We start from the raw sequence: 26,736 nt of genomic DNA on the forward strand, positions 1-26,736 counted from the left end.
GGCCGGCCCGCACCGGTGACGCGGGCTCAGCCCGCCGACGCGTCCCCGGCCACGGCCGTGACCAGCACCCCGACCGACGGCCGGCCCTCGGACGCCTCCGTCACCGCCTCCCGCACGGCGCGCGCCACGTCGAGCGCGCGGTGACCGCTCTCCGTCGCCAACTCGACCTGTACGTGGTCCGCGCCCGTGCGCACGGCCGGGCCCAGCACCCCCGTCAGCGCCGCCACCCCGGTCACTCCGGCCGCCGCACGCCCCGCCGCGTTCTCCGCGGACACCGGGCGCACCTCCGCCGGCTCCGGTTCCACCTGTCCGGGCGAGCCGTCCAGCAGCCCCGTCACTTGCAGGTCCACCTCGGTGACCACCAGGCCGAGCCGCCGCGCGGCGGCCGAAAGAAGGGCCGCGCGCAACGCCTCGGCGGCTGCGGGCAGGGGTCGGTCGGCCGTCGCGCTCATCGTTGCCTCGATTCGTAGAGGGCCCGGCGGCAGCGCGCTCGCGGGCGGGGGTACCTGGGCGGCGGGAGCCGACTCCGGGTCGGCCACGGCGATGCGCAGCTCACCGAGCACCGGCCCGGGGGCCGGGCCGGCCACCGCCCGGCGCAGCACCGCGACCGCGGCCCGCTCGGCGATCCAGGCGCCGTCCGCCGGGCCACCCAGAGGGAGCAGCCGGCCCAGCGCGACCCGTTGCCGTACCGCAGCCGTCCACGCGTGAGCCCTGTGCGGGCCGTCAGCCGTCGTCATGGCCACCAGACTGCCGTATCCACGGCGCGAGTCCGGGCAAGCGCCCTTAATGTGGGCAAAGAAGTCAAATCTGCCCCGAAGGGAAGTGCGGCGATGACCGAGACCCCACAGCGGAACCGGCCCGAGAACCCCGACGACAACGCCTCGGGCGGCAGCAGCCTGACCAAGCGCGGCGGAGGCGCCCCCGCCACCCGCGGCCGTACGACGATCGCGGACGGAGTCGTCGAGAAGATCGCCGGAATGGCGGCACGCGACGTCGTCGGGGTGCACGCGATGGGCAGTGGCCTCTCCCGGACGTTCGGGGCGGTCCGCGACCGGGTTCCCGGCGGATCCAAGTCCGTCACCCGGGGGGTCAAGGCCGAGGTCGGCGAGACCCAGACCGCGCTGGACCTGGAGATCGTCGTCGACTACGGCGTGTCGATCGCCGACGTCGCCCGCGACGTACGGGAGAACGTCGTGGCGGCCGTCGAGCGCATGACGGGCCTGGAGGTCGTCGAGGTGAACATCGCCGTCAGCGATGTGAAGCTCCCCGACGAGGAGGATGAGGACGATTCCGAGTCGCGTGTCCAGTAGTCCCGGCGTCCACAGCGGTTGAGGAGCACACGATGAGCATGGCTGTGGTCGGCCTGTTGGCCGGCATGGCGCTCGGTTTCGCCGGCTACTTCGGCGGGTTCGGGGCCTTTGTGCTGGTGGCCGCCCTCGGGGCGGTCGGCTTCGTCGCCGGCCGCTTCCTCGACGGCGACCTGGAACCCGGCGACTTCTTCCGGAGTCGCGAGCGCGGCGACCGACGGCGGTGACGGCGTTGTCGGGGGCGAGCGGCCCGGTCGCGGCCGGGGAGCGGGGAGAGACGCGGATCGCCGACCGGGTGGTCGCGAAGATCGCCGCGCAGGCGGCGAAGGAGGCGGTCGACGCGACCCCGAAGGAGGCGGCGTCGCCGTGTGCCACGGTCACGGTGCACCGCGACACCGCCCGCGTACGGGTGAGCCTGGAGCTGGGATACCCCGGCGACATCGGCCGCCAGTGCGGTGCCGTGCGTCGGCGGGTCGCCGAGCGGGTAAAGGCGTTGGCGGGGATGGAGGTGCCCGAAGTGGCCGTACAGGTCGAACGCCTCCACCCCTCAGGAGCGAGCCTGGCGGCACAGGGGAGGATTCGATGACCGAGCCCCACGACCCGGACGACGGCACGCGGCGACCGCCCGACGCCGGGGCGGTGGAACACGGCGGCGTCCTCGCGCTCGACCAGTCGGCCTCCTCCGCGGCGTACGACCCCACCCCGGACAAGGAGCGGACCCAGGACGGTGCGGGGCGCTTCTGGTCCGCCCGCCGCGTCCCCGCGGGCATCGTCGCCGCGGTGGTCCTCGGTGCGAGCGGCCTGCTCCTCTACGACGTGGCCGCGGTCCGCGCCGGACACCCGGCGATGCAGTGGCGCCGCTCCCTGGCCGACGAGCTCGCGACGCGGCGGCTCGACGACGTCTGGGTCCTGACCGGCGCGTCCGTCGCCGCCGCCCTCGGCCTCTGGCTGCTGCTCCTCGCGCTCACCCCAGGGCTCCGCGACCTGCTCCCGATGCGCCGCGAACACACCGACGTGCGCGCCGCGCTCGACCGGACGGCCGCCGCCATGGTCCTGCGGGACCGGGCCGCCGAGGTGTCCGGGGTGCAGTCGGTCCGGGTCCGGATGGGCCGGAGCAAGGTCGGGGTGCGCGCCGTGTCGCACTTCCGGGAACTCGACGACGTGCGCGCCGACCTGGACACCGTGCTCTCCACGGGCATCCGAGAACTGGGACTCGCCAGGCAGCCGAGCCTGTCGGTCCATGTCAGCCGGCCGGCGAAGAAGGGGTGAACGGCGTGCTCAGGACCGTCAACCGGGTACTGCTGGGCCTGGCCGCACTGGTGCTGCTCTGCGTGGGCGGCGGTGTACTGGCCGCCGCGGCGGGCCTGTCCGTACCGTCCTGGTGGCCCTGGTACGGCAAGAACGACGTGCTGCTCAGCGAGGCGGACCGGGACCGCTGGCGCTCCGAGGGCTGGTGGTGGCCGACCGTGATCGCGGTCCTCGCCGTCCTCGTGGTCCTCGCCCTGTGGTGGCTGCTGGCGCAGTTCCGCCGCTCCCGTCTGTCCGAGGTGCTGGTGGACAGCGGCGACGGCGAGGGCGCCCTGCTGCGCGGCCGGGCCCTGGAGGGGGTGCTCGCCGGGGAGGCGGGCGCCCTGGACGGGGTGGCCCGCGCCCAGGTCACCCTGACCGGCAAGCGCAGCACCCCGGCCGCCCGGGTCCGCCTGCTGATGGAGCCGCACGCCGCGCCGGACGAGGCGCTGGGCCTGCTGAGCGACGAGGCGCTGGCGCACGCCCGGGACTCCGCGGGGCTGGCCCGGCTGCCCGCCGAGGTCCGGCTGAAGGCCGTCAAGCACCGGGCCGCACGGGTGAGCTGACGGGCGGTGCGGTGGCGCGGGCCCCGCGCCACCGCACCCGTATCGCCGCGTGCGGCTCAGAAGCCGTGCCGGTGGCCGCCGTCGACCGGCACCATGATGCCCGTCAGATACGAGGCGGCCGGGGAGAGCAGGAACGCGGCCGTGCGGCCGAACTCCTCCGGGGTGCCGTAGCGGCGCAGCGGGATGTTCGCCTCGTTGGCGGTACGCGCGGCCTCCGCGTCGCCGGAGAGCGCGTCCAGGGCCCGGACCCGGTCCGTGTCGATCCGGGCCGGCAGCAGGCCCACCACCCGGATGCCGCGCGGGCCGAGCTCGTCGGCCATCGACTTGGCGACGCCGGCCAGCCCGGGGCGCAACCCGTTGGAGATGGTCAGCCCGGGGATCGGCTCGTGGACGGAGCCGGAGAGCACGAATCCGATGACCCCGCCCTCGCCGAGCACCGAGGCCGCCGCCCTGGCCAGCCGTACCGCTCCCAGGAAGACGGTGTCGAAGCCCGCCTGCCACTGCTCGTCGGTGTTGTCCGCGATGCCGCCGGGCGGCGGGCCGCCGACGCTGATGAGGATGCCGTCGAGCCGGCCGAGCCCCTCCCGGGCGGCCTCCACCAGCCGCTCGGCCGCCGCCGGGTCGGCGTTGTCGGCGGCGAGCCCGACGGCGTCCGGCCCCAGCTCGGCGGCGGCCTCCCGGGCGCGCTTCTCGTCCCGGCCGGTGATGATCACCTTCGCGCCGTCGGCCACCAGGGCGCGCGCGGTGGCGTAGCCGAGGCCGCGCGTCGCTCCGGTGACGATGTACACCCGGTCCTTCAGTCCAAGATCCATGGCCCTATCCTGCCGTGCCGCCCGGGTCCGTGTCCTCGGTGGCCTGCTCCTCGACGGGCTGCGCCTCGGCCAGCGCGACCGCCGTGCCGACCAGGCCGATGTGGCTGAAGGCCTGCGGGAAGTTGCCGAGCTGGCGCCGCGCCACGGTGTCGTACTCCTCGGCCAGCAGGCCCACGTCGTTGCGCAGGGCCAGCAGCCGCTCGAAGAGTTCGGTGGCCTCCTCGGCGCGCCCGGTCATCCGCAACGCGTCCGCCAGCCAGAACGAGCAGGCCAGGAACGCGCCCTCGCCGCCCGGCAGCCCGTCGATCGAGAGGCCGTCGGTGCTGTAACGGCGCACCAGGCCGCCGCTGCCCAGCTCCTCGCGCACCGCGTCCACCGTGCCGATCACCCGCGGGTCGTCCGGGGGCAGGAAGCCGGTCCTGGCGATCAGGAGCGTCGCGGCGTCCAGCTCCCGGGAGCCGTACGACTGGGTGAAGGTGTTGCGCACGGGGTCGTAGCCCTTCTCGCAGACCTCCCGGTGCACGGCGTCCCGCATGGCCCGCCAGCGGTCGGCGTCCCCGGCCAGCGAGGGGTTGTCCTCCAGGCTGCGCACCGCCCGGTCGGCCGCGACCCAGGCCATCACCTTGGAGTGCACGAAGTGGCGCCGCTGCCCGCGGATCTCCCAGAGCCCCTCGTCCGGCTCGCGCCAGGTGGACTCCAGGAACCCGAGCAGGCTGAGCTGGAGGCTCCAGGCGTGCGGCTTGTCGTCCAGGCCCGCGTCACGGGCCAGCCGGAGCGAGTCGATGACCTCCCCGTACACGTCGAGCTGGCGCTGGCGCACCGCCGCGTTGCCGATCCGGACCGGAGCGGAGTTCTCGTAGCCGCGCAGCCAGGGCAGCTCGGACTCGGGGAGTCTGCGCTCGCCGGCCAGGCCGTACATGATCTGGAGGTCGGCCGGGTCGCCGGCGACCGCGCGCAGCAGCCAGTCCCGCCAGGCGGCGGCCTCCTCCAGGTAGCCGGCCGAGATCAGCGCGCCGAGGGTCAGGGTGGAGTCCCGGAGCCAGCAGAAGCGGTAGTCCCAGTTCCGTACGCCGCCGATCTCCTCGGGCAGCGAGGTGGTGGGAGCCGCCACGATGCCGCCGGTCGGGCCGAAGGTGAGCGCCTTGAGCGTGATCAGCGAGCGGATCACCGCGTCCCGGTACGGCCCCCGGTACTTGCAGCGGGCGGACCACTCGCCCCAGTCGGACAGGGCGTTCTCCAGCGCCTCGTAGGGGTCGACGCGCTTGGGGCGGGGCGAGTGCGAGGGGTGCCAGGTGAGCACGAAGGCCACCTTCTCGCCCGCGGAGACGCTGAAGGAGGAGCAGGTGGAGAACTGCTGGCCCCACGTCTTGACCGGCGGTTCGCTGCGCAGCCAGGCGGAGTCGGGCCCGGCGACCGCGACGCGGTGGCCGTCCGAGCGGCGCATCCACGGCACGATGGACCCGAAGTCGAAGCGCAGCCGGATCACGGACGACATCTCGACGGTGCCGCTGACCCCCTCGACGATCCGCATCACGTCCGGCTCCTTGTCGCGTTGCGGCATGAAGTCGATGACCTTGACCGTGCCGGTGCGCGTCTCCCAGTACGTCTCCAGGACGAGGGAGTCGCCCGCGTAGCCGCGCCGGGTACAGGTGTCCGCGCCCTTGGGAGCGATCCGCCAGTGGCCGTTGTCCTCGTCGCCGAGCAGGGCGGCGAAGCAGGCGCCCGAGTCGAAGCGGGGCAGGCACAACCAGTCGACAGAACCGTTTTTGCCGACCAGAGCCGCGGTCTGGAGATCGCCGATGAGGGCGTAGTCCTCGATGCGTGGGGTCACGTTCTGGCGTCTTCCCGAACCCGGCCCCCGTTAAGCAGACTGTGTGCCAGGAGAGGCGGGAGTCACGCCTGGGCGGGCTGGGGCTCGGGCGTCGCGTCCTCATCGGCGGCGGCAGCCGCCTGTGCGGCCGCGACCCGGTCGCGCTTCTCGCGCCGGGCCAGGACCACGAAGCCCACCGGGACACCGGCGGCGAACAGCCACCACTGCACGGCGTACGCCATGTGCGGGCCGATGGAACTGTCGTCCGGGGCCTCGATCGGCTCCGGCGAGCCGTTCTTCGGTGCCGGGGCGGTCAGCTCGATGTAGCCGCCGAGCACCGGCCGGTCGAGCAGCCGGGCCTGCTGGGCGCTGTTGATCAGCATCACCTGACGGTCCGGAAGGTCCGAGATGTCCTTGATGCCGCTCGCGCCGGTCGTCTCATCCGCCTTGAGCCTTCCGGTGACGGTCACCTCACCCTCGGGGGCGGCCGGTACGTCGGGGAAGGCGTGCTGGTCGGCGGCCGAGGCGACCCAGCCCCGGTTGACCAGGACCGTGCCGCCGCCCTTGAGGTCGAACGGGACCAGCACATGGACGCCGATGGAGCCGTCGGTGGCGGTCCTGCGGCGTACGACGACCTCGTGCTTCTCGTCGAACGTCCCGGTGGCCGTCACGGTGCGCCAGTAGTCCGCGCGCGGGACGGTGTGGCCGGGGGAGGTGAGCGCGGACACGGCGACCGGGTCCGCCTTCAGATTGCGCGAGATCAGGGCGTTCTGCGCGACCTTGTGCTCGTGCCGGTGCAGCTGCCAGAAACCCAGCTCGATCATCGTGGGGATGAGGACGAGCGAGAGGAGGGCGAGGATCAGCCACTGCCGGGTCATCAGGAAGCGGTACACCCCACGACGGTACAACCGGTCGCGGGGTGCGTCGCGCATGGGGGTGGTCGAAGGGGTGACCGCCCCCGGCTCTCAGACTCTGTCGACGATGCCCACCTTCCCCTCCGCGCGGGCGCAGTGCCCGCCGCAGAACCAGTGTCCGTCGACCTCGACCCCCTGGCCGATGACCTGGACCCGGCAGTGCTCGCAGATGGGCGCCATGCGGTGGATGGCGCAGGCGAAGCAATCGAAGACGTGAACCGCACCCTGTGCGTGAACTTCGAAGGACATCCCGTAGTCGTTTCCGCAGACCTCACAACGTGCCATGCGCCACAGGGTGGGACGCGAGGGCGGCGGTGGGCGGCCGGTGGGCGGCGAGTCGCGGCCGGTTCACTCCGATGACGGCGCCGGCGCCGGCACCGTCGCGGCGGCCGGGGCGACGTCCCGCAGGAGATGCGTGAAGGCGCTCTCGTCCAGGACCGGGGTGCCGTACTCCTTCGCCTTCGCCGTCTTCGACGTCGCCGAGTCCGGGTCGTTGGTGACGAGCAGGCTGGTCAGCCGGGAGACGCTGGTCGCCACGTGCAGCCCCGCCTCCACCGCCCGGTCCTCCAGCAGTTCACGGTCGACCGAGGTGTCCCCGGAGAACGCCACCCGCATGCCCTGCATGAGCGGTTTGTCCTTCTCGTAACGTCCCGGGTTCGGATACGGGCAGGCCGGACGCTTGCGCGAGGCGCGCCAGGTGCCGTGTCCCCCGTACGAGGAGGAGCCGGTCCGCGGCGTCACCGGCGAGTGGGACCACTCGGTCAGCGGCCGGCACTCCAGCAGCGGCAGCCGCACCCCGCCCCGCGCCGCCGCGTGCAGGCTCGGGCGGAACGCCTCGGCCAGCACCCGGGCGTCGTCCAGCGCGTGGTGCGCGTGCTGCTGGACCACGCCGAAGTGCTCCGCGAGGGAGGCCAGCTTGTGGTTGGGCAGCGGCAGCCGCAGCTCCTTGGCGAGCGCGATGGTGCACAGCCGCTGCCGGACCGGGGCGGTGACCGAGGCGCGGGCGTACTCCCGGGCGAGCATCGACCAGTCGAACGCGGCGTTGTGCGCGACGAGCACCCGGCCCGCGAGCCGCTCGGACAGCTCGGCGGCGACCTCGGGGAAGAGCGGGGCGCCCTCCAGCACCTCGCTCGTCAGCCCGTGGATCCAGACCGGGCCGGGATCGCGTTCCGGATTGACCAGCGTGTACCAGTGGTCCTCGACGTCGCCCCGCGCGTCCAGGCGGTAGACGGCCGCGGACACTATCCGGTCGTCCCGGGCGAGCCCGGTGGTCTCCACGTCGACGACCGCGTACCCCTGCGGGTAGGCGGCCGGCCACGGTGCTGCGGTCTGCGGGTCGTCGAGCATGGTCACAGAGAATACGGGCCGTGTCGGACAGTCCCCTATTCGGTGGGCGTGCGTGCCCGGGGGCGCCGCGAGGTGAGACCATCCCCGGATGACGCGATCGCCGGAGCACGACGAACCGCACGGCGCCGGTCTGGGCGCCCGGCTGAACTGGCTGCGGGCCGCCGTGCTCGGGGCGAACGACGGTGTCGTCTCCACCGCCGGGCTCGTCATGGGGGTCGCCGGCGCCACCGACGACCGGGGCGCCCTGCTGACGGCGGGCCTGGCCGGGCTCCTCGCCGGGTCGCTGTCGATGGCGGCCGGCGAGTACGTCTCGGTCTCCACCCAGCGCGACTCGGAGAAGGCCGCGCTGGCCACCGAGAAACGCGAGCTCCAGGAGACCCCGGAAGCCGAACTCGCCGAGCTGACCGGCCTGCTGGAGGGCAAGGGCCTGAGCCGCGAGGTCGCCCGCGAGGCCGCCGCCCAGCTCACCGAACGCGACGCGCTGCGCGCCCACGCGGAGGTCGAACTGGGCATCGACCCGGACGACCTCACCCATCCCTGGCACGCGGCGGGCGCCAGCTTCCTCGCGTTCACGGCCGGCGCCGTGCTGCCGCTGCTCGCGATCGTGCTGCCCCCGTCCACCGCCCGCGTGCCGGTGACCGTGCTCTCCGTCCTCGCGGTGCTGGCCGTCACCGGCTGGTGGAGCGCCCGGCTGGGCGAGGCGGCGGCGCGTCCGGCGGTGCTGCGGAACATGGGCGGGGGAGCGGTGGCCATGGCGGTGACGTACGCGGCGGGGCATCTGCTGGGGGCCGCGGGGGTGGTGTGAGCCGGGCGGACCTTCCGCGGTCCGGGCGCCAGCGGGCCGGAGCCGCGCTTTGTACCGTGACCGCCCCGTCGCCGTGACCGCCCCGTCGCCGTGACCGCCCCGGAGCGCGCCGCATGAGCGAGCGGCACGCCCGGTCCCTGCTCGCCGCCGGCCCCGCCCGCGTACTCACCGGCCCCGACGGGCTCCACCTCGTCGCCGGGCCGCTGCTCCCGCGGCCCCGGGCACGCTCGCCCCGGCCCGGCAGGAAGCCGGCCCGGGGGCGTACCGTGAAAGGAGTATCAGCATCTGAGACCGGCAAGGACCCCCACGCATGCGCGCCACCGTTATCCACGCCCCCCACGACATCCGTGTGCAGGAGGTGCCCGATCCGGCGATCCAGCAGCCCACCGACGTGGTGCTGCGGGTCCTGCGGGCCTGCATCTGCGGCAGCGACCTGTGGGCCTACCGGGGCGAGTCCGCGCGGCAGCCGGGCCAGCGCATCGGCCACGAGTTCCTGGGGATCGTCGAGGAGGCCGGGCCCGAGGTGCGCGGCTTCTCCGTCGGTGACCTGGTCGTCGCGCCCTTCGTCTGGTCCGACGGCACCTGCGCGTACTGCGCCGAGGGGCTCACCACCTCCTGCCCGCAGGGCGGCTTCTGGGGCTCCGTGGGCTCCGACGGCGGTCAGGGCGAGGCCGTCCGCGTCCCGTTCGCCGACGGCACGCTGGTCGCCCTGCCCGCCGCCGCGGCCTCCGACGACCGGCTGCTCACCGCGCTGCTCGCCCTGTCCGACGTACTCGGCACCGGCCACCACGCGGCGGTCGGCGCGGGCGTACGGTCCGGCTCGACCGTCGCCGTCGTCGGGGACGGGGCCGTCGGGCTGTGCGGGGTGATGGCCGCCAAGCGGCTCGGCGCCGAGCGGATCATCGCGCTGGGCCGGCACGCGGCGCGCACGGACATCGCCCGTGACTTCGGCGCCACCGACGTGGTCGCCGAGCGCGGCGACGCGGCGGTCGCGGCCGTACGGGACCTGCTCGGCGGTGAGGGCGCGCACTGCGTGATCGAGGCCGTCGGCACCGAGCAGTCGATGCGCACCGCCGTCGGCATCACCCGGGACGGCGGTGCGATCGGTTACGTCGGCGTCCCGCACGGCAGCGGCACCGGACTCGACCTCGGCGACATGTTCAACCGGAACATCGCCCTGCGCGGCGGGGTCGCCCCCGTGCGCACGTACATCCCCGAGCTGCTGCCCGACGTGCTGGACGGCACCATCGACCCCTCGCCCGTCTTCGACCTGTCCGTCGGCCTCGACGACGTACCGGCCGGCTACAAGGCGATGGACGAGCGCACGGCGCTCAAGGTCCTCATCACGCCGTGAACCGGAGGTCCGGGGGCCGCGTCACGCAGGCCCCCGGACCCCGGCCTCACCAGCGCACGGCGTCCAGCGCGTCCACCACACCGGCCCCGTAGAAGCCGTTGCGGTCCGGGCCGCCCTCGCAGACCGCGTCGACCGTGCCGTCGCCGTCGATGTCGTACGGCGCGCCGCACGCCTTCGCGTCCGCCTGCAGTGTCAGCAGCGCCTTGACCGCGGCGGGCGGGGCGTACGGATGCTTCGACTTGATGAGGGCCACGACGCCGGCGACGTGCGGTGACGCCATCGACGTACCGGCCTTGTAGCCGTACCTGCCGCCCGGCAGCGTCGAGAGGATCAGCCCGCTCGTCGCCGGCGGCTCGGGCGTCTGGTAGGCCGTCGAGTCCCCGCCGGGCGCGGCCACGTCGATGACCCCGTTGCCGTAGTTGGAGTACGACGCCTTCAGGCCCTTCGCGCCCGTCGCCGAGACGGTGACGACGCCCGGGAGCATCGTCGGGATGTCCAGGCACTGGCGCGGGTCGACGGTCCGGCCGCCCGGGGTGGTGTCGTTCGGGCTGGTCGCGTCCTCGATGGAGTCCGCCGCCAGGTCCTCCGCGGAGTTGCCGGCGGCGGCGACGTTGACCGCGCCCTTCCGCTCGGCGTACCGGGACGCCCGGTACACGGCCTCGACGAGGGCGCCCTGGTCCGGGTCGTTCTTGCAGTTGTACAGCCACGGGTCGGTGTAATAGCTGTTGTTGGTGACGTCCACGCCGTGCTCGGCCGCCCAGACGAAGCCGCAGACGACGGCCTCCGTGTAGAAGAAGCCGTCCGGGTTGGCGACCTTGATCCCGGACACCTTCACGCCCGGTGCCACGCCCGTCACGCCGACGCCGTTCCTGGCCGCCGCGATGGTGCCGGCGACATGGGTGCCGTGGTCGCTCTCGCCGGGCTTCGGACGCCAGGCGCCCTCCGTGGTGTCGGGGGCGCCCGACACGCAGTCGGCGGAGGCCGCGCGGTCGAAGTTGGGCGCGAGGTCCGGGTGGGTGTCGTCGACGCCGGTGTCGATGACCGCGACCGTCACCCCGGAGCTGCCCAGCGACGTCCGGTGGGCCTGGTCCGCCTTGATGGCGGGCAGGTCCCACTGCAGCGGCTCCATCGGGTCCTGGTCCGCCGTCGCCGCGGCCGCCGCCGCCCGCTCCTGGGAGGCCGTCAGCGGCTGCTCGACCCCGATGTCCTTGGTGGCCTGCGGCACGATCGGGTTGGTACGCGTGGCGCCCGCCGACTGGACGCCGCCGGCCCGGCGGACCGCCTTCGCGAAGTTTGGGTTCTTCGAGTGGACGACGATGACACCGATCCGGTCGTAGGCGGTCACCACCGTGCCGCCGGCCCGTTCTATCGCCTTGCGTACCTGCTCGACGGTGCCGGGACCGCCCTGGGTGTTGACCACGTACGACAGTTCCGGTCCGTCCGCCGGCACCGCCGCCGAGGGGGCGCCGTGCCCCGCCGGAGCGGCGGAGGCGACCCCCGCGGGCAGGAAGCCGAGCGAGGCGGTGAGGGCCAATCCGACGGGCAGCGTCAGTGCGCGCGTCCGTCCGGATCCCAGATGAGCCATGGGGTCTCCACTTCATCCGTGTCAGCCGGCCGGACACGAGGCGTGTCCGGTCGGGTACATGACCAGTGAAGCTAGCGCCGATCATCCCGGCACATCAATCGATTCGCGCGAACACGTGCACGCCGGTCCCCCCGAAGGGGTGACGGGGAAAAGGGGCGAACCGAAGTGAACCACTTCGCCGTGCGTTGCGTGCCGTTGTCAGGGGAAGCGCACCACCACCCCCGATCACGAGGTCCCCCCATGCAACCGACAGTCCCCACCACCGCACCCGCGTCGCGAGGAGAATCCGTGGCTACCGATGCACCGCCGCCCGAGGCCAGTACGGAGAGCAGCCCTGCCCAGCCCACGACCGAGGCGTTCCTCGCGGAGCAGAGCGGCGCGGAATTCGGCGAACTCCGCCGCTCCTACCGCTCGTTCGCCTTCCCGCTGACCGTCGCCTTCGTCCTCTGGTACCTGCTGTACGTGCTGCTCTCCAACTACGCGGGCGGCTTCATGGGCACCAAGGTCTTCAGCAACATCAACGTGGCCTTCGTCTTCGGCCTCGCCCAGTTCCTGACCACCTTCCTCATCGCCTGGTTCTACTCGCGGCACGCCAACGCGAAGCTCGACCCGAAGGCCGAAGCCATCAAGTCCCGTATGGAGGCCGACGCATGAGCGCCGCGTACCACTCCCACACCGCCGTGACCCTCGCCGCCTCGTCCACCAGCGAGCACCGGCCGCTGATCATCACCCTGTTCGCGGTCTTCGTCGCCGCCACCCTCGGCATCACCGTCTGGGCCGGCCGCCAGACCCGCAGCGCCGCCGACTTCTACGCCGGCGGACGGCAGTTCACCGCCTTCCAGAACGGCCTCGCGGTCTCCGGCGACTACATGTCCGCCGCGTCCTTCCTCGGCATCGCGGGCGCCATCGCCCTCTTCGGCTACGACGGCTTCCTCTACTCCATCGGCTTCCTCGTCGCCTGGCTGGTGGCGCTCCTGCTCGTCGCCGAACCCCTGCGCAACTCGGGCCGTTACACCATGGGCGACGTCCTCGCCTACCGGATGCGCCAGCGCCCGGTCCGCACCGCGGCGGGCGTCTCCACCATCATCGTGTCGATCTTCTACCTGCTGGCGCAGATGGCGGGCGCCGGAGCCCTGGTGACCCTGCTCCTCGGTATCAGCAGCGACGGCGGAAAGATCCTCATCGTTGCGCTGGTCGGCGTACTGATGATCGTCTACGTCACCATCGGCGGCATGAAGGGCACCACCTGGGTCCAGATGGTCAAGGCCGTCCTGCTCATCGCCGGCGCCCTCCTGATGACCCTCATGGTGCTGTGGAAGTTCGACTTCAACGTCTCCGACCTGCTGGGCACCGCCGCCGAGAAGAGCGGCCACGGCTCCGCGTTCCTGGAACCCGGCCTGAAGTACGGCGCCACCGGCACCTCGAAGCTGGACTTCCTCTCCCTCGGCCTCGCCCTGGTCCTCGGCACCGCCGGCCTGCCGCACATCCTGATCCGCTTCTACACGGTGCCCACCGCCAAGGCCGCCCGTAAGTCCGTCAACTGGGCCATCGGCATCATCGGCGCGTTCTACCTGATGACGATCGCCCTCGGCTTCGGCGCCGCCGCGCTGATCGGTCCGAAGAACATCGAGGCGCCGGGCAACACGGCCGCCCCGCAGCTCGCCGAATACCTCGGCGGGACCGGCACCACGGGCGGCGCGGTCATGCTCGCCGTCATCTCCGCCGTCGCCTTCGCCACCATCCTCGCCGTCGTCGCCGGACTGACCCTCGCCTCCTCGTCGTCCTTCGCGCACGACATCTACGCCAACGTCATCCGCAAGGGGAAGGCCACCGAGGCGGAGGAGATGAAGGCCGCCCGCTGGTCCACCGTCTTCATCGGCGCCGCCGCGATCGTCCTCGGCGTCTTCGCCCGCGACATGAACGTCGCCGGCCTCGTCGCCCTGGCCTTCGCCGTCGCCGCCTCCGCCAACCTGCCGACGATCCTCTACAGCCTCTTCTGGAAGCGCTTCACCACCCGGGGCGCGCTGTGGTCGATCTACGGCGGCCTGGCCTCCTCGGTGATCCTGGTGCTGTTCTCGCCGGTCGTCTCCGGCAACGAGAAGAGCTCGATGTTCAAGGGCGTCGACTTCGCCTGGTTCCCCCTGGAGAACCCCGGCCTGATCTCCATCCCGCTCGGCTTCCTGCTCGGCTGGATCGGCTCCCTGCTGTCCAAGGAGGAGGCCGACAAGGGCAAGTACGCCGAACTGGAGGTCAAGTCCCTCACCGGCATCGGAGCCCACTGAGCACAGGAGTTCACCGCGCGGTGACCCCGCCCGTACGAGGCCGCGTCGTAGAGTCCTACGACGCGGCCTCGCCGCGCCTCGTGGCAAACGGGCCCCTCCGCCGTCACAGGTCTCGCGTAGGCTCGAAGGAGTCAGATACCACGACCGGGAAGTCACCGGGGGAGGGGGCCCACCATGCTCATCGACACCTACGGCCGGGTCGCCACCGACCTGCGCGTATCGCTCACCGACCGGTGCAATCTGCGCTGTACGTACTGCATGCCCGAAGAGGGCCTGCAGTGGCTGGCCAAGCCCGACCTGCTCAGCGACGACGAGATCGTCCGGCTCGTAGGGATCGCCGTCACCCGGCTCGGCGTCACCGAGGTCCGCTTCACCGGCGGCGAACCGCTGCTGCGCCCCGGCCTCGTCTCCATCGTCCAGCGCTGTGCGACCCTCGACCCCCGCCCGAGGATGTCCCTCACCACCAACGGCATCGGGCTGAAGCGGACCGCCGCCGCGCTCAAGGACGCGGGTCTCGACCGGGTCAACGTCTCGCTCGACACCCTGCGGCCCGACGTGTTCAAGACCCTGACCCGCCGCGACCGCCACCACGACGTGCTGGCGGGCCTGGAGGCCGCCCGCGACGCCGGACTCACCCCCGTCAAGGTCAACACCGTCCTGATGCCGGGGCTCAACGACGACGAGGCACCCGACCTGCTCGCCTGGGCCGTCGAGCACGGCTACGAGCTCCGCTTCATCGAGCAGATGCCGCTCGACGCCCAGCACGGCTGGAAGCGCGAGGGCATGATCACCGCGGGCGACATCCTCCGCTCCCTGCGCACCCGCTTCGACCTCACCCCCGAGGGCGACGACGAACGCGGCGCCGCCCCCGCCGAACGCTGGACCGTCGACGGCGGCCCGCACCGGGTCGGCGTCATCGCCTCCGTCACCCGCCCGTTCTGCCGGGCCTGCGACCGCACCCGGCTCACCGCCGACGGACAGGTGCGCACCTGCCTGTTCGCCCGCGAGGAGACCGACCTGCGCGGAGCGCTGCGCTCGGACGCGCCCGACGAGGAGATCGCCCGGATCTGGAAGCTCGCCATGTGGGGCAAGAAGGCCGGTTCCGGCCTTGACGACCCGGGCTTCCTCCAGCCCGACCGTCCGATGTCCGCGATCGGCGGCTGACCCCGCCCGGGTTACGCGGACGTGGGGCGCGACTCCCACTCCGCCAGCGGCACCACGTCCTTGAGGAAGCCCCGCACCCCGAGGAACGAGGACAGGTGCTCCCGGTGCTCCTCACAGGCCAGCCAGGTCTTGCGGCGCTCCGGTGTGTGCAGCTTCGGGTTGTTCCAGGCCAGCACCCACACGGCGTCGGCCCGGCAGCCCTTGGCCGAACAGAAGGGGGCGGGGTTCTCGGCGGATTCCGGGGAGTTCACGGACTCAACCCTAGAGGGTGGCGGACGCATCCCCCACCGGAGAAAAGGCGACGCCGGGCAGCCACGGGGGGAGCTGCCCGGCGTCGGTCCGTCGCTCCGACGGGGGATGCGGAGCGCCTGCAAAGTATGTCACGCACACCCTGCCGCGGTGCACTGGAACTTCATGATTGATCTGAGCTTTTCTTGAGCTTGGGCCCCTCGTGGGCTCAGCCTTCCTCCTGCCCATCCGAAGACCGGAAACCGCGTCCGGACTGCGGTGAGGACGGTGCGGGGGCGGCTTCCAGCACCGGGTGGGAGGGGGCGGACAGGACGAAGGTCGACGGCAGCGCGGGGGTGGTCTCGCGGCCGGCGTTGGCGATGACGACGGCCACGTACGGCAGCAGCACCCCCAGACCGAGCGCCACGAACGCGATGTGCCGCTCCACGTTCCACAGGAGCGCCGCGGCCACCACCGACACCGTGCGTACGCTCATCGAGATCACGTAGCGGCGCTGTCTGCCCCGCACGTCCTCGGCGAGCCCCTGCCGGGCTCCCGTGATCCGGAAGACCTCCGCACCACCCTGTTTGCGCACCACGTCCCACCAACCTTCCCCGGACCCGGACCGGCCGCTCTTACGCTACGCCGGGCATCCGGCGCGTACGAGACCGGGGCGCGCCATATGCGTGCATTCCGCGGCCCGCCCGGACCCGCCCGACGTGCGGGGCGCCGTCGCAGCGCCGAAACTGGGCGGGACATGCGCGACCACGTCGCTCAAGGAGGCAGCATGGGCTGGTTGTGGGCAATCATCGTGGGCCTGGTGCTTGGTCTGATCGCCAAGGCGATCCTGCCGGGAAAGCAGCAGATCCCCCTCTGGCTGACGGTCATCTTCGGCATGATCGGCAGCGTCCTGGGAAATGCTGTCGCCACCTGGATCGGTGTCAACGACACCGGAGGCATCGACTGGACACGCCACGTGCTCCAGCTCATCGGAGCGGTGGTGGTGGTCGGTGTCGGTGACATGCTGTGGGCGTCGATGCGGGGCAACAGACAGCGCACCTGAGCCTCCCGGGACCGATGCGGCGGCCGGGCACGCACCACGCGTGCCCGGCCGCCGCATCGACGTCCCTCACACTCCCCGGCTGACCGAGCTCATGTTGAAGTCCGGGATGCGCAGAGCGGGCATCGCGGCCCGGGTGAACCAGTCGCCCCACTCGCGCGGCAGGGTCTTCTCGGTGCGGCCCGCCTCGGTGGCGCGGGACAGCAGGTCGACCGGGGACTCGTTGAACCGGAAGTTGTTCACCTCGCCCACCACCTCACCGTCCTCGACCAGGTAGACGCCGTCCCGCGTCAGCCCGGTCAGCAGCAGCGTCGCCGGGTCCACCTCCCGGATGTACCAGAGGCAGGTCAGCAGCAGCGCCCGGCCGGTCGTGGCGGCCACCATCTCCTCCAGGGACCGGTCGCCCCCGCCCTCCAGGACCAGGTTGTCGATCGCCGGCGCGAGCGGCAGCCCGGTCAGGGCAGCGGTGTGCCGGGTCGTCGTCAGCTGCCCCAGGCGGCCCTCGGCGATCCAGTCCGTCCGGGTCAGCGGCAGCCCGTTGTCGAAGACCGAGCCGCCGTCGCCGGAGGAGTGCGCGATGACGAAGGGGGCCGACTCCAGACCCGGGGCGTGCGGGTCGCTGCGCAGGGTCAGCGGCAGCGGGGACAGCGTCTCGCCGAGCCGGGTACCACCGCCCGGCTTGGAGAACACCGTGCGGCCCTCGGCCGCGTCCCGGGCAGTGGAGGACCAGAGCTGGTAGATCAGCAGGTCGGCGACCGCGGTCGGCGGCAGCAGCGTCTCGTACCGCCCGGCGGGCAGCTCGATACGGCGCTCCGCCCAGCCGAGCCGCCGCGCGAGCTCCGCGTCCAGCTCCGCCGGGTCGACGTCCTTAAAGTCCCGCGTGGAGCGGCCCGCCCAGGCGGAACGGGTGCGGTCGGGTGACTTGGCGTTCAGCTCCAGCGTGCCGTTCGGCTGGTCGTGGCGCAGCCGCAGCCCCGTGGACGTACCCAGGTAGGTGGAGGTCATCTGGTGGTGGGCGAAGCCGTACAGCTCGCGCCCCCCGGAGCGGGCCCGGGCGAAGGCCTCCCCGAGGGCAGGGGCGAACGCGGCGAACACGTCCGAGTCCGTCTCGGCCGGCGCGTCCGTGAAGCCGGGCGACGCGGGCACCCCGGTGACCAGCGGCTGTGCGTCCTCCGCCGGCCCGGCGGAGCGCGCGGCGGCCTCGGCGGCCCGGACCAGCGGCTCCAGGTCGTCGGCGGTGACGGCTGCCCGGGAGACCACACCGGAGGCGGCGCCCTCGGCACCGTCGACCGTGGCGACGACGGTCACGGTCCGGCCCCGGGTCACCCCGTTGGTGGTGAGCGCGTTGCCGGCCCAGCGCAGATTGGCCGAGGACTCCTCGTCCGCGATGACCACACAGCCGTCGGCGGTGGACAGTTCGAGCGCGCGCTCGACGATCTCGTACGGCTTGCTGACGCGGCTCATCGCCCGGCCTCCTGCGTCGTGTTGAGACTGTGCTGCCCCGGGGGACGACCCCCGGACCCCCAGCCGGTTCCGTGGTCGCCGCTCATCGCCCGGCCTCCTGCGTCGTGTTGAGGATGTTCACGCCCCGGAACAGGGCCGACGGGCAGCCGTGCGAGACCGCCGCGACCTGCCCCGGCTGGGCCTTGCCGCAGTTGAAGGCGCCGCCCAGCACATACGTCTGCGGGCCGCCGACCTTCTCCATCGAGCCCCAGAAGTCCGTCGTCGTCGCCTGGTAGGCGACATCGCGCAGCTGCCCGGCCAGCCTGCCGTTCTCGATCCGGAAGAACCGCTGCCCGGTGAACTGGAAGTTGTACCGCTGCATGTCGATGGACCACGACCGGTCCCCGACCACGTAGATCCCGCGCTCGACGCCGCCGATCAGGTCCTCCGTGGAGAGCCCGCCCGGGTCCGGCCGGAGGGACACATTCGCCATGCGCTGCACGGGGACATGGCCGGGGGAGTCCGCGTACGCGCATCCGTTGGACCGGCCCAGGCCCGTCAGCTTCGCGATCCGGCGGTCCGTCTGGTAGCCCACCAGCGTCCCGTCCTTCACCAGGTCCCAGGACTGCGCCTCGACGCCCTCGTCGTCGTAGCCGATCGTCGCGAGCCCGTGCTCGGCGGTGCGGTCGCCCGTCACGTTCATCACCGGTGAGCCGTACGCCAGCTTCCCCAGCTGGTCGAACGTGGCGAACGAGGTTCCCGCGTACGCCGCCTCGTAACCCAGCGCCCGGTCCAGCTCCGTGGCGTGGCCGATGGACTCGTGGATGGTCAGCCACAGGTTGGACGGGTCCACGACCAGGTCGTACGTCCCCGCCTGAACGCTCGGCGCCCGCATCTTCTCGGCCAGCAGCCCGGGGATGCGCTCCAGTTCCGCGTCCCAGTCCCAGCCGGTCCCCGTCATGTACTCCCAGCCGCGCCCCACCGGCGGCGCGATGGTGCGCATCGAGTCGAACTCACCGGTCGTGGCGTCCACCGCGACGGCCGTGAACTCCGGGTGCAGCCGGACCCGCTGCTGCGTGGTGACCGTGCCCGCCGTGTCCGCGTAGAACTTGTTCTCGTGCACGGTCATCAGCGAGGCGTCCACGTGCGCCACGCCCTCGGCGGCCAGCAGCCGCGCGCTCCACTCGGCGAGCAGTCCGGCCTTCTCCCCGGCCGGTACGGCGAAGGGGTCGACCTCGTACGCCGAGACCCAGGTGCGCTCCCCGTGCGAGGGCTCGTCCGCCAGCTCCACCCTCTCGTCGGAGCCCGCCGCCTTGAGCACCTTCGCCGACAGCTTGGCCATCGCGACGGCCTGCGAGGCCACCCGCGCCGCCGCGTCCATCGTCAGATCGACCCCGGAGGCGAACCCCCAGGCCCCGCCGTGCACGACCCGGACCGCGTAGCCGAGGTCGGTGGTGTCCGAACCGCCGGCGGGCCGGGCGTCCCGGAGCCGCCAGGTGGCACTGCGCACCCGCTCGAAGCGGAAGTCGGCGTGCGCCGCCCCGAGGGCCCGCGCCCGGGCCAGCGCCGCGTCGGCGAGAGCCCGTAGCGGAAGCTCCAGGAACGACTGATCTACCTCATGGGCCACGGGCGGCCCCTCCTTCGCGGTCACATGCCTTCGGATCGTTTACGAGGCAGTGAAGCACGGCCCGTGCCTCGTCGTGCCGGATTCCCCGGGGCGCCCCGCGCCGCGGACTGTAGGAACCCGACAGTGCCCGGCCGAAGGCGCTGTCAGGGGCCGATTCCCCGGCGCGCGGGTGGTACCGATAGGTTTCCGAGGTACCAGACCGCTATCGAAAGGGTGATCCGTTGAGCCGCTCGGTTCTCGTCACCGGAGGAAACCGGGGCATCGGCCTCGCCATCGCCCGCGCTTTCGCCGACAACGGCGACAAGGTCGCGATCACCTACCGTTCCGGCGAGCCGCCCGCCGTGCTCACCGAGGCCGGTGTTCTCGCGGTCCGTTGCGACATCACGGACCCCGAGCAGGTGGAGCAGGCCTACAAGGAGATCGAGGAGAAGCACGGCAACGTGGAGGTGCTGGTCGCCAACGCCGGTATCACCAAGGACCAGTTGCTGATGCGGATGTCCGAGGAGGACTTCACGTCCGTCCTCGACACCAACCTCACCGGCACCTTCCGGGTCGTCAAGCGCGCCAACCGCGGCATGCTGCGCGCCAAGAAGGGCCGCGTCGTCCTCATCTCCTCCGTCGTCGGCCTCCTCGGCTCGGCGGGCCAGGCCAACTACGCCGCCTCCAAGGCCGGTCTGGTCGGTTTCGCCAGGTCCCTGGCGCGCGAGCTCGGTTCGCGGAACATCACTTTCAACGTCGTCGCGCCCGGCTTCGTCGACACCGACATGACGCAGGCGCTCACCGAGGAGCAGCGCAAGGGCATCGTGGCCCAGGTGCCGCTCGCGCGTTACGCGCAGCCCGAGGAGATCGCCGCCGCGGTGCGCTTCCTCGCCTCCGACGACGCGTCGTACATCACTGGAGCCGTCATCCCCGTTGACGGCGGATTGGGCATGGGTCACTGATCACCATGAGCGGAATTCTCGACGGCAAGCGCATCCTCATCACGGGTGTGCTGATGGAGTCGTCCATCGCGTTCCACGCCGCCAAGGTGGCGCAGGAGCAGGGCGCGGAGGTCATCCTGACCGCCTTCCCGCGGCCCACCCTGACCGAGCGCATCGCCAAGAAGCTCCCCAAGCCCGCCAAGGTCATCGAGCTGGACGTGACCAACCAGGAGCACCTGGACCGCCTCGCCGGCCTGGTGCGCGACGAACTGGGCTCGCTGGACGGCGTCGTGCACTCCATCGGCTTCGCGCCGCAGGACGCGCTCGGCGGGAACTTCCTCAACACCCCGTTCGAGTCGGTCTCCACGGCGATGCACGTCTCGGCGTTCTCGCTGAAGTCGCTCGCCATGGCGTGCAAGCCGCTGATGAGCGAGGGCGGCTCGATCGTCGGCCTCACCTTCGACGCGCAGTTCGCCTGGCCGCAGTACGACTGGATGGGCCCGGCCAAGGCCGCGCTGGAGGCCACCTCCCGCTACCTCGCCCGTGACCTGGGCCCGGACGGCATCCGCTGCAACCTGATCTCGGCCGGACCGCTCGGCTCCATGGCCGCCAAGTCCATCCCGGGCTTCGACGGGCTCGCCGACGTGTGGAACACCCGCGCGCCGCTGGCCTGGGACATGAAGGACCCGGAGCCGGCCGGCCGCGGCATCGTCGCGCTGCTCTCGGACTTCTTCCCGAGGACGACCGGCGAGATCATCCACGTCGACAGCGGCGTGCACATGATGGGCGCCTGACCTCCAGGCCCGTACGTTCCGACCGCGCACCGCCCCCCCGGCATCCCCGGAGGGCGGTGCGCGGTCGTTTCTCCCCCCGGCACACGCCCTCGCGGGGCTCAGGTCGAAAAGCCGGACGATCCACCGCAGAATGTGGTGGAACCGGACTTCTGGTCAGGCTGAGGGGAGGAGATCGCCGTGCGCGGTACTCGTCGCCGAACCCGATCCCTGCTGGTGGCCTCCGTCGTCGTCGCCGGGCTGTTCGTCCCCGGAGGCCTGTACGCCGCGGGGCGCGTCGGAGCCGTGGACGCGGCCGCGCCTTCCGAGCCCGGCGCCGGGCCCTCCGGTGCCGAATGCCGTACGTCGGTGAAGGGCTCCCGGGTCGTCGCGTACTGCCACAACCCGTACCCCTTCACCGACCGGGTCCAGCTGCACACCGAGTGCGCCCGGTGGTGGGACGTCGACGCCGACTCCAAGCCGGTCGACGTCCGCCCGGGCCGGACCGTACGGCTGGACGACCGCTGCTGGAAAGAGGTCCGCTCCGTCTGGGTCACCCACACCCGCGAGACGCCCGACGCGCATTGACCCGGTGCGCCGGGATCGGGCAGGGTGGCCCCGGTCAGGGATCATCCCAGCCGTCCCGCCGAGGAGCGGACATGTTCGAGCTCCGGGCCCCGAGCCCGCTCCCGGTGCGCGAGGCGGCGGACCCGCCGGCCGGGTCCTCGCCGCGACTGCTGCCCTGCCTGGTGGCCATCGCGGTGGTCTGCGTCGCCGTCCAAATGGCCTTCGTCGTACCGGGATCGGGTCTCGGGTGGGACGAGACCGTCTACGTCAGCCAGGCCGGAGGCGACACCCCGGCCGCGTTCTTCAGCGCTCCTCGCGCCCGCGGCATCTCCTACCTGGTCGCCCCCCTCACCGCTCTCACCACGTCCACGACCGCCCTGCGGATCTACCTGGCCCTCCTCTCGGCCGGCGCGCTCGTCGGCGCCTTCCGGGTGTGGCGCACCCTGGTGCCCACCCCTGTCCTGGTCTGCGCGGGCGCGGTGTTCGCCACCCTCTGGCCGACCCTGTTCTACGGCTCCATGGCCATGCCGAACCTGTGGTGCGCGCTGGGCGCCCTGGCCGCGACCGGGTGGGTCGCGCGCGCCCTGCTGCGCGGGGCGGGCCGGGCCGAACTCCTCGGCGCGGGGGCGGCGACAGCGGTCGTCGTCCTGATGCGGCCGGCCGACGGGGCGTGGACCGCCCTGCCGTTGCTGCTGGTCACGGTGGTGCGGCCCCGGATGTTCGCCGCGCTGGCCGTCGGGCTGCTCGCGGGCGCCGCGCCGTGGATCGTGGAGGCGTTCGCGCACTACGGGGGGCCGCTCACCCGGCTGCACCGGGCCAGCGAGATCCAGGGCGGACTGGGCTGGAACCTGGCGGTGGACGACCAGGCCAAGGCGCTGGAGGGGCGCACCCTCTGCCGGCCCTGCGACATTCCGTGGAAGCGGCCCGGCGCGACTGTCTGGTGGGCCCTGCTGCCGTTCGTGGCCGCCGGCGGGGCGGTCGTCGCACGCCGGGCGGGCCGGGGTACGGCGATCCTCCTGGCGACGGGGACGGCGGTCTCGCTGGCGGTTCCGTATCTCTTCCTGATCGAGTACGCGGCCCCGCGCTTCCTGCTCCCCGCCTACGCGCTGCTGTCCCTGCCGGTGGCGGAGTGCCTGGTACGTCTGTACGCCCGGGCACGCCGTCCCGCCGGCCGGCCGGGGCGAAGCGCCGTGCGGCAGTGGCGGGTCGTCGCGCTCGCCGCCGTACTCGCCGCCCACCTGGCCGTGCAGCTCCAGGTCACGAGCCGGGTGTCCGCCAGCAGCCATTCGACCAGCGCGGACTACAGGGCGGTGGCCGCCGCGCTGCACCGCAGCGGCGTCCGCCCGCCCTGCGTGATCAGCGGTGACCACGCGGTCCCGATCGCCTACTACGCGGGCTGCGCCTCACGGCAGACCGCCGGGCACGACGGGAGCATCACCCCCGCAGGCCTCGGGGACCTCGCCCAACGGGTCCGGACGGCCGTCCTCGTCTCGGGCGACGGCCGCCGGCCGGGGTATGCCCCCGCGGGGCCGCCCGTCTTCCTGGCGGAGACCCGGGACGCGGGAGCGTACAGGGCCTATCTGTTCCCGCCGCCGGACAGCCCGCAGGGCCGGGCCCGGCCGGGCCCGTGAGACGGTCCGGCCGAGGAGAGGGACACGGGGCACCCGGGCGAGCAGGTGCTTGAACAGCGGGGGAGCCCGCGAGCTCGTCAGACCTGGTCCGCCAGGCAGGTCAGCGCATGGCTCGCGGCCTCCGCCGCCGCAGTCTCCGCGTCGCCCGCGCGGATCGCCTCGACCAGCCGGCTGTGGTCCATGTGGTTCTCCGGCCGCAGCTCCTGGCCGACGTCGCCCCGCAGGTAGTCCCGCAGCAGGTCGCCCAGGTCCGCGTAGAGCCCCGTCAGCACGTCGTTGTGGGAGGCGGCGACCACGGCCAGGTGCAGCGTCGCGTCGGCGGCCACGAACGCCTCCGCGTCTCCCGCCGCCCAGGTCTCCTCCCGGCGCCGCATGAGGGCGTCCAGCTGCCTCAGGTCGCGCTCGGTGCGCCGGGCGGCCGCCAGCCGCGCCGCCGACGACTCCAGGGTCGAGCGCAGCTCCGCGATGTGGCGCGGGTCGGCCGAGGCGAACCGGCGGTGCATCACCCCGGCCAGCTCGCTGGTGGCCACCACGTAGGTGCCCGAGCCCTGCCGGATGTCGAGCAGCCCGTTGTGCGCGAGCGCCCGGACCGCCTCGCGGACGGTGTTGCGGGCCACCCCCAGCTGCTCGACCAGCTCGGGCTCGGTGGGGATACGGGAACCCACCGGCCACTCACCCGTGGTGATCTGGTTCCTCAGCTGGGCAATCACCTGGTCGGCGAGTGCCGAACGCCGCGTGGACGTCAGCGCCATGGTGCTCCTCGGTCGCAACTTCTCATGGGCCCGGATCTTCTCAGGGTCCGGCGGGCGGACGGAATGGACAATCAATCATCCCATGATTCTATGATAGGCCCATGCGTGACGACGAGACCACTCCCCAGACCGTGACCGGGACCCTGAACCCCGGCACCCCCGCGGCCCCCCGCGCCGGTGCCCCCGGCCCGCGGACCGGCCCCTCGCCGTGGTCGCTGCGGCTGGTCGCGATCGGGCTCGTCCTCACCGCGCTCAACCTCCGCCCCGCCATCACCAGCCTGGGTGCCCTCCTCGAAGAGGTCCGGGACGGGCTGCACATGAGCGGCAGCGTCGCCGGGGTCCTCGGCTCGGTGCCCCCGCTCTGCTTCGCGGTCTTCGGTGTCATGGCACCGCGCCTCGCCCGCCGCTTCGGAGCCGGCGCGGTGGTCTGCGCGGGCATGGCCGCCATCACGGCGGGTCTGGTGATCCGGCCCCTGGTCGGCGGCACCGCCGGTTTCCTCGCCGCCAGCGCCCTGGCCCTCATGGGCATCGCCGTCAGCAACGTCCTGATGCCGGTGATCGTCAAGCGCTGGTTCCCCGACCGCGTCGGTTCCATGACCGGGCTCTACTCCATGGCCCTGGCCCTCGGCACCTCGCTGACCGCCGCCGTGACCGTCCCCCTGACCGACGCCATGGGCGGCAGCTGGAAGGCCGGGCTCGGCATGTGGGCCGTCCTGGCCGCCGCCGCGATCCTGCCCTGGCTCCCGCTCGTACGGAACCGGGCCACCGCCCACGAACCCGCCTCCGCCTCCGCGCGCCCGCAGGCCCAGGAGCTGCGGATCACCCGCAGCCGGACCGCCTGGGCACTCGCCTGCTTCTTCGGCCTCCAGGCCACCGCCGCGTACATCACCATGATGTGGATGCCCCAGATCTTCCGCGACGCCGGGGTCTCGGCCGGCACGGCGGGCGTCCTGCTCGCGCTCACCATGGCCATGGGCGTCCCGCTCGCCTTCGTGATCCCGCGCGTCGCCGCCCGGATGCGGAACCAGGGTCCGATCGTCGTCTTCCTCGGCGCCTGCGGCCTCACCGGCTACGCGGGCCTCTACCTGGCGCCGTCCGGCGGCGCCTGGGCCTGGGCGCTGCTCCTGGGCATCTCGAACTGCGCGTTCCCGCTCGCCCTCACGATGATCGGCATGCGGGCCCGCAGCGGCGCAGGAGTGGTCCGGCTGTCCGCGTTCGCCCAGTCCACCGGCTACCTGATCTCGATCCCCGGCCCGCTCCTGGTCGGCGTGCTCTACCAGCACAGCGGCGGCTGGGGAGTGCCGATCGCGCTGATGGCGGCCCTGATGGTGCCGCAGATGGTCATGGGCGTCCTGGCCGGCCGGGACCGGACGATCGAGGACGAATCCTGAGGTGCGAGACTGGAGCCATGTCACCTGTGCTCGACCCGAATCCCCAGAACGGTCAGAAGAAGCTGCTCCTCGTCTTCGGAGCCATGCTGCTGATCACGGTTGTCGTGGGCGTCATCGCCTCCCTCGCCTCCCCGTGACGCCCCGACCCGCCGGGAGCGGTGGCGGCACCCCGTCCCCTAGGGGGCCGGCGTCAGGGTGAAGTGGGTGGGTCACCGGATGGGACCGGCGCCCCGACATCCGTAGGTTCTCAGTAACGGAACCCACGGACCACGGAGGCGGACATGCCGGCCCTCACGCACACCCGGCCCACCCACCCGGAGCCGAGCGGCATCGACGTCCGGCTGCCGTGGTGGGCCGTCGCGCTGCCCGCCCTCGCCTTCGCCGCGCTTCTGCTGCTGATCGCCGGACCGGGCCAGGCGCATGCCGCCACCGGCGAATCGGCGACCGGCGAGTTGCTCCGGCACCTCGTGGAGCTGCTGACCCGCTGACGTCCGGAACCGTCTCGGGTGAAGGCTCCAACACCCTGCGCCAGCTGGCACATTTCATGCGAAGCTGAGGTGTATGAGCGCCGATACACCTCGCAGGATCGTCATTCTCAGGCATGCCAAGGCGGAATGGTCGCAGGAGTCCGACCACGAGCGGCCGCTGGCCGAGCGCGGCCGCATGGAGGCCCCCATCGCGGGCCGCAAGCTCGCCGATTCCGGGATCGCCTTCGACCTGGCCCTCTGCTCGACCGCCGTCAGAACGCGGGAGACGTGGAAGCTGGCCGTGCACGAGATGCCGCAGCGCCCGAAGACCGTGTACGAGGAGCGGCTCTACGAGGCGTCGCTCGGCGAGCTGATCGCCCTGGTCGACGAGACCCCGGACGACGTCACCAACCTGCTGGTCGTCGGCCACAACCCCGGCATGCACGCGCTCGCCGACGCCCTCTCCGGCAGCGGCGAGGGCGACGCGCTCTCCCGCATGGCGCGCGGCGGCTTCCCGACCGCCGCCTTCGCCGTCGTCGAGTTCTCCGGCTCCTGGAAGACCGTCGAGCACGGCGTCGGCCGGCTCGCCGAGTACTGGACCCCCAACGACTGACCCGCCGCTTGTACGGACTGGGCCCCGGCGCGCA

Annotated in this window: 31 protein-coding genes; 19 read left to right on the forward strand and 12 right to left on the reverse strand. The window is 72.6% G+C overall.

The window, feature by feature from the left end; all coding sequences use genetic code 11:
- Nucleotides 1–26 precede the first annotated feature (26 nt).
- On the reverse strand, nt 27–737 hold the full coding sequence (locus tag ABZ564_RS23370) for a hypothetical protein (RefSeq protein ID WP_360859727.1): 711 nt from the start codon (nt 735–737) through the stop codon (nt 27–29).
- A gap of 93 nt (nt 738–830) precedes the next feature.
- Here ABZ564_RS23370 and ABZ564_RS23375 point away from each other — a divergent pair, with 93 nt between their 5' ends.
- The 5 genes from ABZ564_RS23375 to amaP are packed head-to-tail and all read left to right on the forward strand — an operon-like array spanning nt 831 to nt 3,160.
- On the forward strand, nt 831–1,310 hold the full coding sequence (locus ABZ564_RS23375; protein ID WP_360859729.1) for an Asp23/Gls24 family envelope stress response protein: 480 nt from the start codon (nt 831–833) through the stop codon (nt 1,308–1,310).
- A gap of 32 nt (nt 1,311–1,342) precedes the next feature.
- On the forward strand, nt 1,343–1,534 hold the full coding sequence (locus ABZ564_RS23380; RefSeq protein ID WP_018518908.1) for a hypothetical protein: 192 nt from the start codon (nt 1,343–1,345) through the stop codon (nt 1,532–1,534).
- Nucleotides 1,535–1,539: 5 nt separating this feature from the next.
- Nucleotides 1,540–1,893 carry a hypothetical protein gene (locus ABZ564_RS23385; protein WP_360859804.1) on the forward strand — a complete coding sequence of 118 codons (354 nt, stop codon included), beginning with the start codon at nt 1,540–1,542 and terminating at the stop codon, nt 1,891–1,893.
- A complete protein-coding gene (locus ABZ564_RS23390; protein ID WP_360859732.1) occupies nt 1,890–2,576 on the forward strand; it encodes a DUF6286 domain-containing protein in 687 nt (228 codons plus the stop codon). The genes ABZ564_RS23385 and ABZ564_RS23390 overlap by 4 nt, the downstream gene beginning before the upstream one ends.
- Nucleotides 2,573–3,160, forward strand: coding sequence for an alkaline shock response membrane anchor protein AmaP (gene amaP / locus ABZ564_RS23395; protein ID WP_360859735.1), 588 nt, complete (start codon nt 2,573–2,575; stop codon nt 3,158–3,160). Before ABZ564_RS23390 ends, amaP begins: the two co-directional genes overlap by 4 nt.
- A gap of 56 nt (nt 3,161–3,216) precedes the next feature.
- Here the strand turns inward: amaP and ABZ564_RS23400 are convergent, their stop codons facing one another.
- The 5 genes from ABZ564_RS23400 to ABZ564_RS23420 form a co-directional block, all read right to left on the reverse strand.
- Complete coding sequence (locus ABZ564_RS23400; protein ID WP_360859738.1) at nt 3,217–3,972, reverse strand: SDR family oxidoreductase; 756 nt, start codon at nt 3,970–3,972, stop codon at nt 3,217–3,219.
- Between the two features lie 4 nt (nt 3,973–3,976).
- Nucleotides 3,977–5,803, reverse strand: a complete 1,827-nt coding sequence (locus ABZ564_RS23405) for a glycoside hydrolase family 15 protein (protein ID WP_360859741.1) — start codon at nt 5,801–5,803, stop codon at nt 3,977–3,979.
- 62 nt (nt 5,804–5,865) lie between these two features.
- On the reverse strand, nt 5,866–6,675 hold the full coding sequence (locus ABZ564_RS23410) for an SURF1 family protein (RefSeq protein ID WP_360859807.1): 810 nt from the start codon (nt 6,673–6,675) through the stop codon (nt 5,866–5,868).
- Nucleotides 6,676–6,747: 72 nt separating this feature from the next.
- Nucleotides 6,748–6,981 carry a hypothetical protein gene (locus ABZ564_RS23415; RefSeq protein WP_026171732.1) on the reverse strand — a complete coding sequence of 78 codons (234 nt, stop codon included), beginning with the start codon at nt 6,979–6,981 and terminating at the stop codon, nt 6,748–6,750.
- Between the two features lie 63 nt (nt 6,982–7,044).
- Nucleotides 7,045–8,049: a DEDDh family exonuclease gene (locus tag ABZ564_RS23420; protein WP_360859744.1), complete on the reverse strand. Its 1,005-nt coding sequence runs from the start codon at nt 8,047–8,049 to the stop codon at nt 7,045–7,047.
- Nucleotides 8,050–8,131: 82 nt separating this feature from the next.
- On the opposite strand from ABZ564_RS23420, the gene ABZ564_RS23425 reads away from it, so the two are divergent.
- Complete coding sequence (locus tag ABZ564_RS23425) at nt 8,132–8,848, forward strand: VIT family protein (RefSeq protein WP_360859747.1); 717 nt, start codon at nt 8,132–8,134, stop codon at nt 8,846–8,848.
- 310 nt (nt 8,849–9,158) lie between these two features.
- Nucleotides 9,159–10,202: a zinc-dependent alcohol dehydrogenase family protein gene (locus tag ABZ564_RS23430; protein WP_360859750.1), complete on the forward strand. Its 1,044-nt coding sequence runs from the start codon at nt 9,159–9,161 to the stop codon at nt 10,200–10,202.
- 46 nt (nt 10,203–10,248) lie between these two features.
- Here ABZ564_RS23430 and ABZ564_RS23435 read toward each other — a convergent pair whose 3' ends face one another.
- Nucleotides 10,249–11,787: a S8 family serine peptidase gene (locus ABZ564_RS23435; protein ID WP_360859752.1), complete on the reverse strand. Its 1,539-nt coding sequence runs from the start codon at nt 11,785–11,787 to the stop codon at nt 10,249–10,251.
- Between the two features lie 288 nt (nt 11,788–12,075).
- Here ABZ564_RS23435 and ABZ564_RS23440 point away from each other — a divergent pair, with 288 nt between their 5' ends.
- From ABZ564_RS23440 to moaA, 3 genes are all read left to right on the forward strand, one after another.
- Nucleotides 12,076–12,441, forward strand: a complete 366-nt coding sequence (locus ABZ564_RS23440; protein ID WP_360859755.1) for a DUF485 domain-containing protein — start codon at nt 12,076–12,078, stop codon at nt 12,439–12,441.
- Nucleotides 12,438–14,069 (forward strand): cation acetate symporter, encoded by a 1,632-nt coding sequence (locus ABZ564_RS23445; RefSeq protein ID WP_360859758.1) that lies wholly within the window; start codon nt 12,438–12,440, stop codon nt 14,067–14,069. Before ABZ564_RS23440 ends, ABZ564_RS23445 begins: the two co-directional genes overlap by 4 nt.
- 174 nt (nt 14,070–14,243) lie before the next feature.
- Nucleotides 14,244–15,233, forward strand: coding sequence for a GTP 3',8-cyclase MoaA (moaA, locus tag ABZ564_RS23450; protein WP_360859761.1), 990 nt, complete (start codon nt 14,244–14,246; stop codon nt 15,231–15,233).
- Nucleotides 15,234–15,244: 11 nt separating this feature from the next.
- Here the strand turns inward: moaA and ABZ564_RS23455 are convergent, their stop codons facing one another.
- Both ABZ564_RS23455 and ABZ564_RS23460 read right to left on the reverse strand, forming a co-directional pair.
- Nucleotides 15,245–15,514: a hypothetical protein gene (locus ABZ564_RS23455; RefSeq protein WP_360859764.1), complete on the reverse strand. Its 270-nt coding sequence runs from the start codon at nt 15,512–15,514 to the stop codon at nt 15,245–15,247.
- Nucleotides 15,515–15,690: 176 nt separating this feature from the next.
- Entirely contained in the window at nt 15,691–16,059 is a 369-nt protein-coding gene (locus tag ABZ564_RS23460; RefSeq protein ID WP_360859766.1) for a DUF3099 domain-containing protein, read from the reverse strand.
- A 189-nt stretch (nt 16,060–16,248) separates the two neighbouring features.
- Here ABZ564_RS23460 and ABZ564_RS23465 point away from each other — a divergent pair, with 189 nt between their 5' ends.
- The gene (locus tag ABZ564_RS23465; RefSeq protein ID WP_360859769.1) at nt 16,249–16,524 is read left to right on the forward strand and encodes a GlsB/YeaQ/YmgE family stress response membrane protein; all 276 of its coding nucleotides are present in this window, start codon (nt 16,249–16,251) and stop codon (nt 16,522–16,524) included.
- 66 nt (nt 16,525–16,590) lie between these two features.
- Here the strand turns inward: ABZ564_RS23465 and ABZ564_RS23470 are convergent, their stop codons facing one another.
- Nucleotides 16,591–17,985, reverse strand: a complete 1,395-nt coding sequence (locus tag ABZ564_RS23470) for a metallopeptidase TldD-related protein (RefSeq protein ID WP_360859772.1) — start codon at nt 17,983–17,985, stop codon at nt 16,591–16,593.
- Nucleotides 17,986–18,067: 82 nt separating this feature from the next.
- Entirely contained in the window at nt 18,068–19,591 is a 1,524-nt protein-coding gene (locus ABZ564_RS23475) for a TldD/PmbA family protein (RefSeq protein WP_360859775.1), read from the reverse strand.
- Nucleotides 19,592–19,812: 221 nt separating this feature from the next.
- Here ABZ564_RS23475 and fabG point away from each other — a divergent pair, with 221 nt between their 5' ends.
- The 4 genes from fabG (at nt 19,813) to ABZ564_RS23495 (ending at nt 23,479) form a co-directional block, all read left to right on the forward strand.
- Nucleotides 19,813–20,532: a 3-oxoacyl-[acyl-carrier-protein] reductase gene (gene fabG / locus ABZ564_RS23480; RefSeq protein WP_360859778.1), complete on the forward strand. Its 720-nt coding sequence runs from the start codon at nt 19,813–19,815 to the stop codon at nt 20,530–20,532.
- A gap of 5 nt (nt 20,533–20,537) precedes the next feature.
- Complete coding sequence (gene fabI / locus ABZ564_RS23485; RefSeq protein WP_073864775.1) at nt 20,538–21,305, forward strand: enoyl-ACP reductase FabI; 768 nt, start codon at nt 20,538–20,540, stop codon at nt 21,303–21,305.
- 177 nt (nt 21,306–21,482) lie between these two features.
- Nucleotides 21,483–21,869, forward strand: coding sequence for a hypothetical protein (locus ABZ564_RS23490; RefSeq protein WP_360859782.1), 387 nt, complete (start codon nt 21,483–21,485; stop codon nt 21,867–21,869).
- Nucleotides 21,870–22,063: 194 nt separating this feature from the next.
- Nucleotides 22,064–23,479, forward strand: coding sequence for a hypothetical protein (locus ABZ564_RS23495; protein WP_360859810.1), 1,416 nt, complete (start codon nt 22,064–22,066; stop codon nt 23,477–23,479).
- A gap of 77 nt (nt 23,480–23,556) precedes the next feature.
- Here the strand turns inward: ABZ564_RS23495 and ABZ564_RS23500 are convergent, their stop codons facing one another.
- Nucleotides 23,557–24,231, reverse strand: a complete 675-nt coding sequence (locus ABZ564_RS23500) for an FCD domain-containing protein (protein ID WP_360859785.1) — start codon at nt 24,229–24,231, stop codon at nt 23,557–23,559.
- A gap of 101 nt (nt 24,232–24,332) precedes the next feature.
- Here ABZ564_RS23500 and ABZ564_RS23505 point away from each other — a divergent pair, with 101 nt between their 5' ends.
- The 4 genes from ABZ564_RS23505 (at nt 24,333) to ABZ564_RS23520 (ending at nt 26,702) form a co-directional block, all read left to right on the forward strand.
- The gene (locus ABZ564_RS23505) at nt 24,333–25,622 is read left to right on the forward strand and encodes an MFS transporter (RefSeq protein ID WP_360859788.1); all 1,290 of its coding nucleotides are present in this window, start codon (nt 24,333–24,335) and stop codon (nt 25,620–25,622) included.
- 26 nt (nt 25,623–25,648) lie between these two features.
- On the forward strand, nt 25,649–25,759 hold the full coding sequence (locus ABZ564_RS23510; RefSeq protein WP_018104729.1) for an SGM_5486 family transporter-associated protein: 111 nt from the start codon (nt 25,649–25,651) through the stop codon (nt 25,757–25,759).
- Between the two features lie 144 nt (nt 25,760–25,903).
- Nucleotides 25,904–26,110 (forward strand): hypothetical protein, encoded by a 207-nt coding sequence (locus ABZ564_RS23515; protein WP_360859791.1) that lies wholly within the window; start codon nt 25,904–25,906, stop codon nt 26,108–26,110.
- Nucleotides 26,111–26,183: 73 nt separating this feature from the next.
- Nucleotides 26,184–26,702 (forward strand): histidine phosphatase family protein, encoded by a 519-nt coding sequence (locus tag ABZ564_RS23520; RefSeq protein WP_360859794.1) that lies wholly within the window; start codon nt 26,184–26,186, stop codon nt 26,700–26,702.
- Nucleotides 26,703–26,736 lie beyond the last annotated feature (34 nt).

It is taken from the genome of Streptomyces sp. NPDC019224 (assembly GCF_040632605.1).
Lineage (GTDB): Bacteria > Actinomycetota > Actinomycetes > Streptomycetales > Streptomycetaceae > Streptomyces.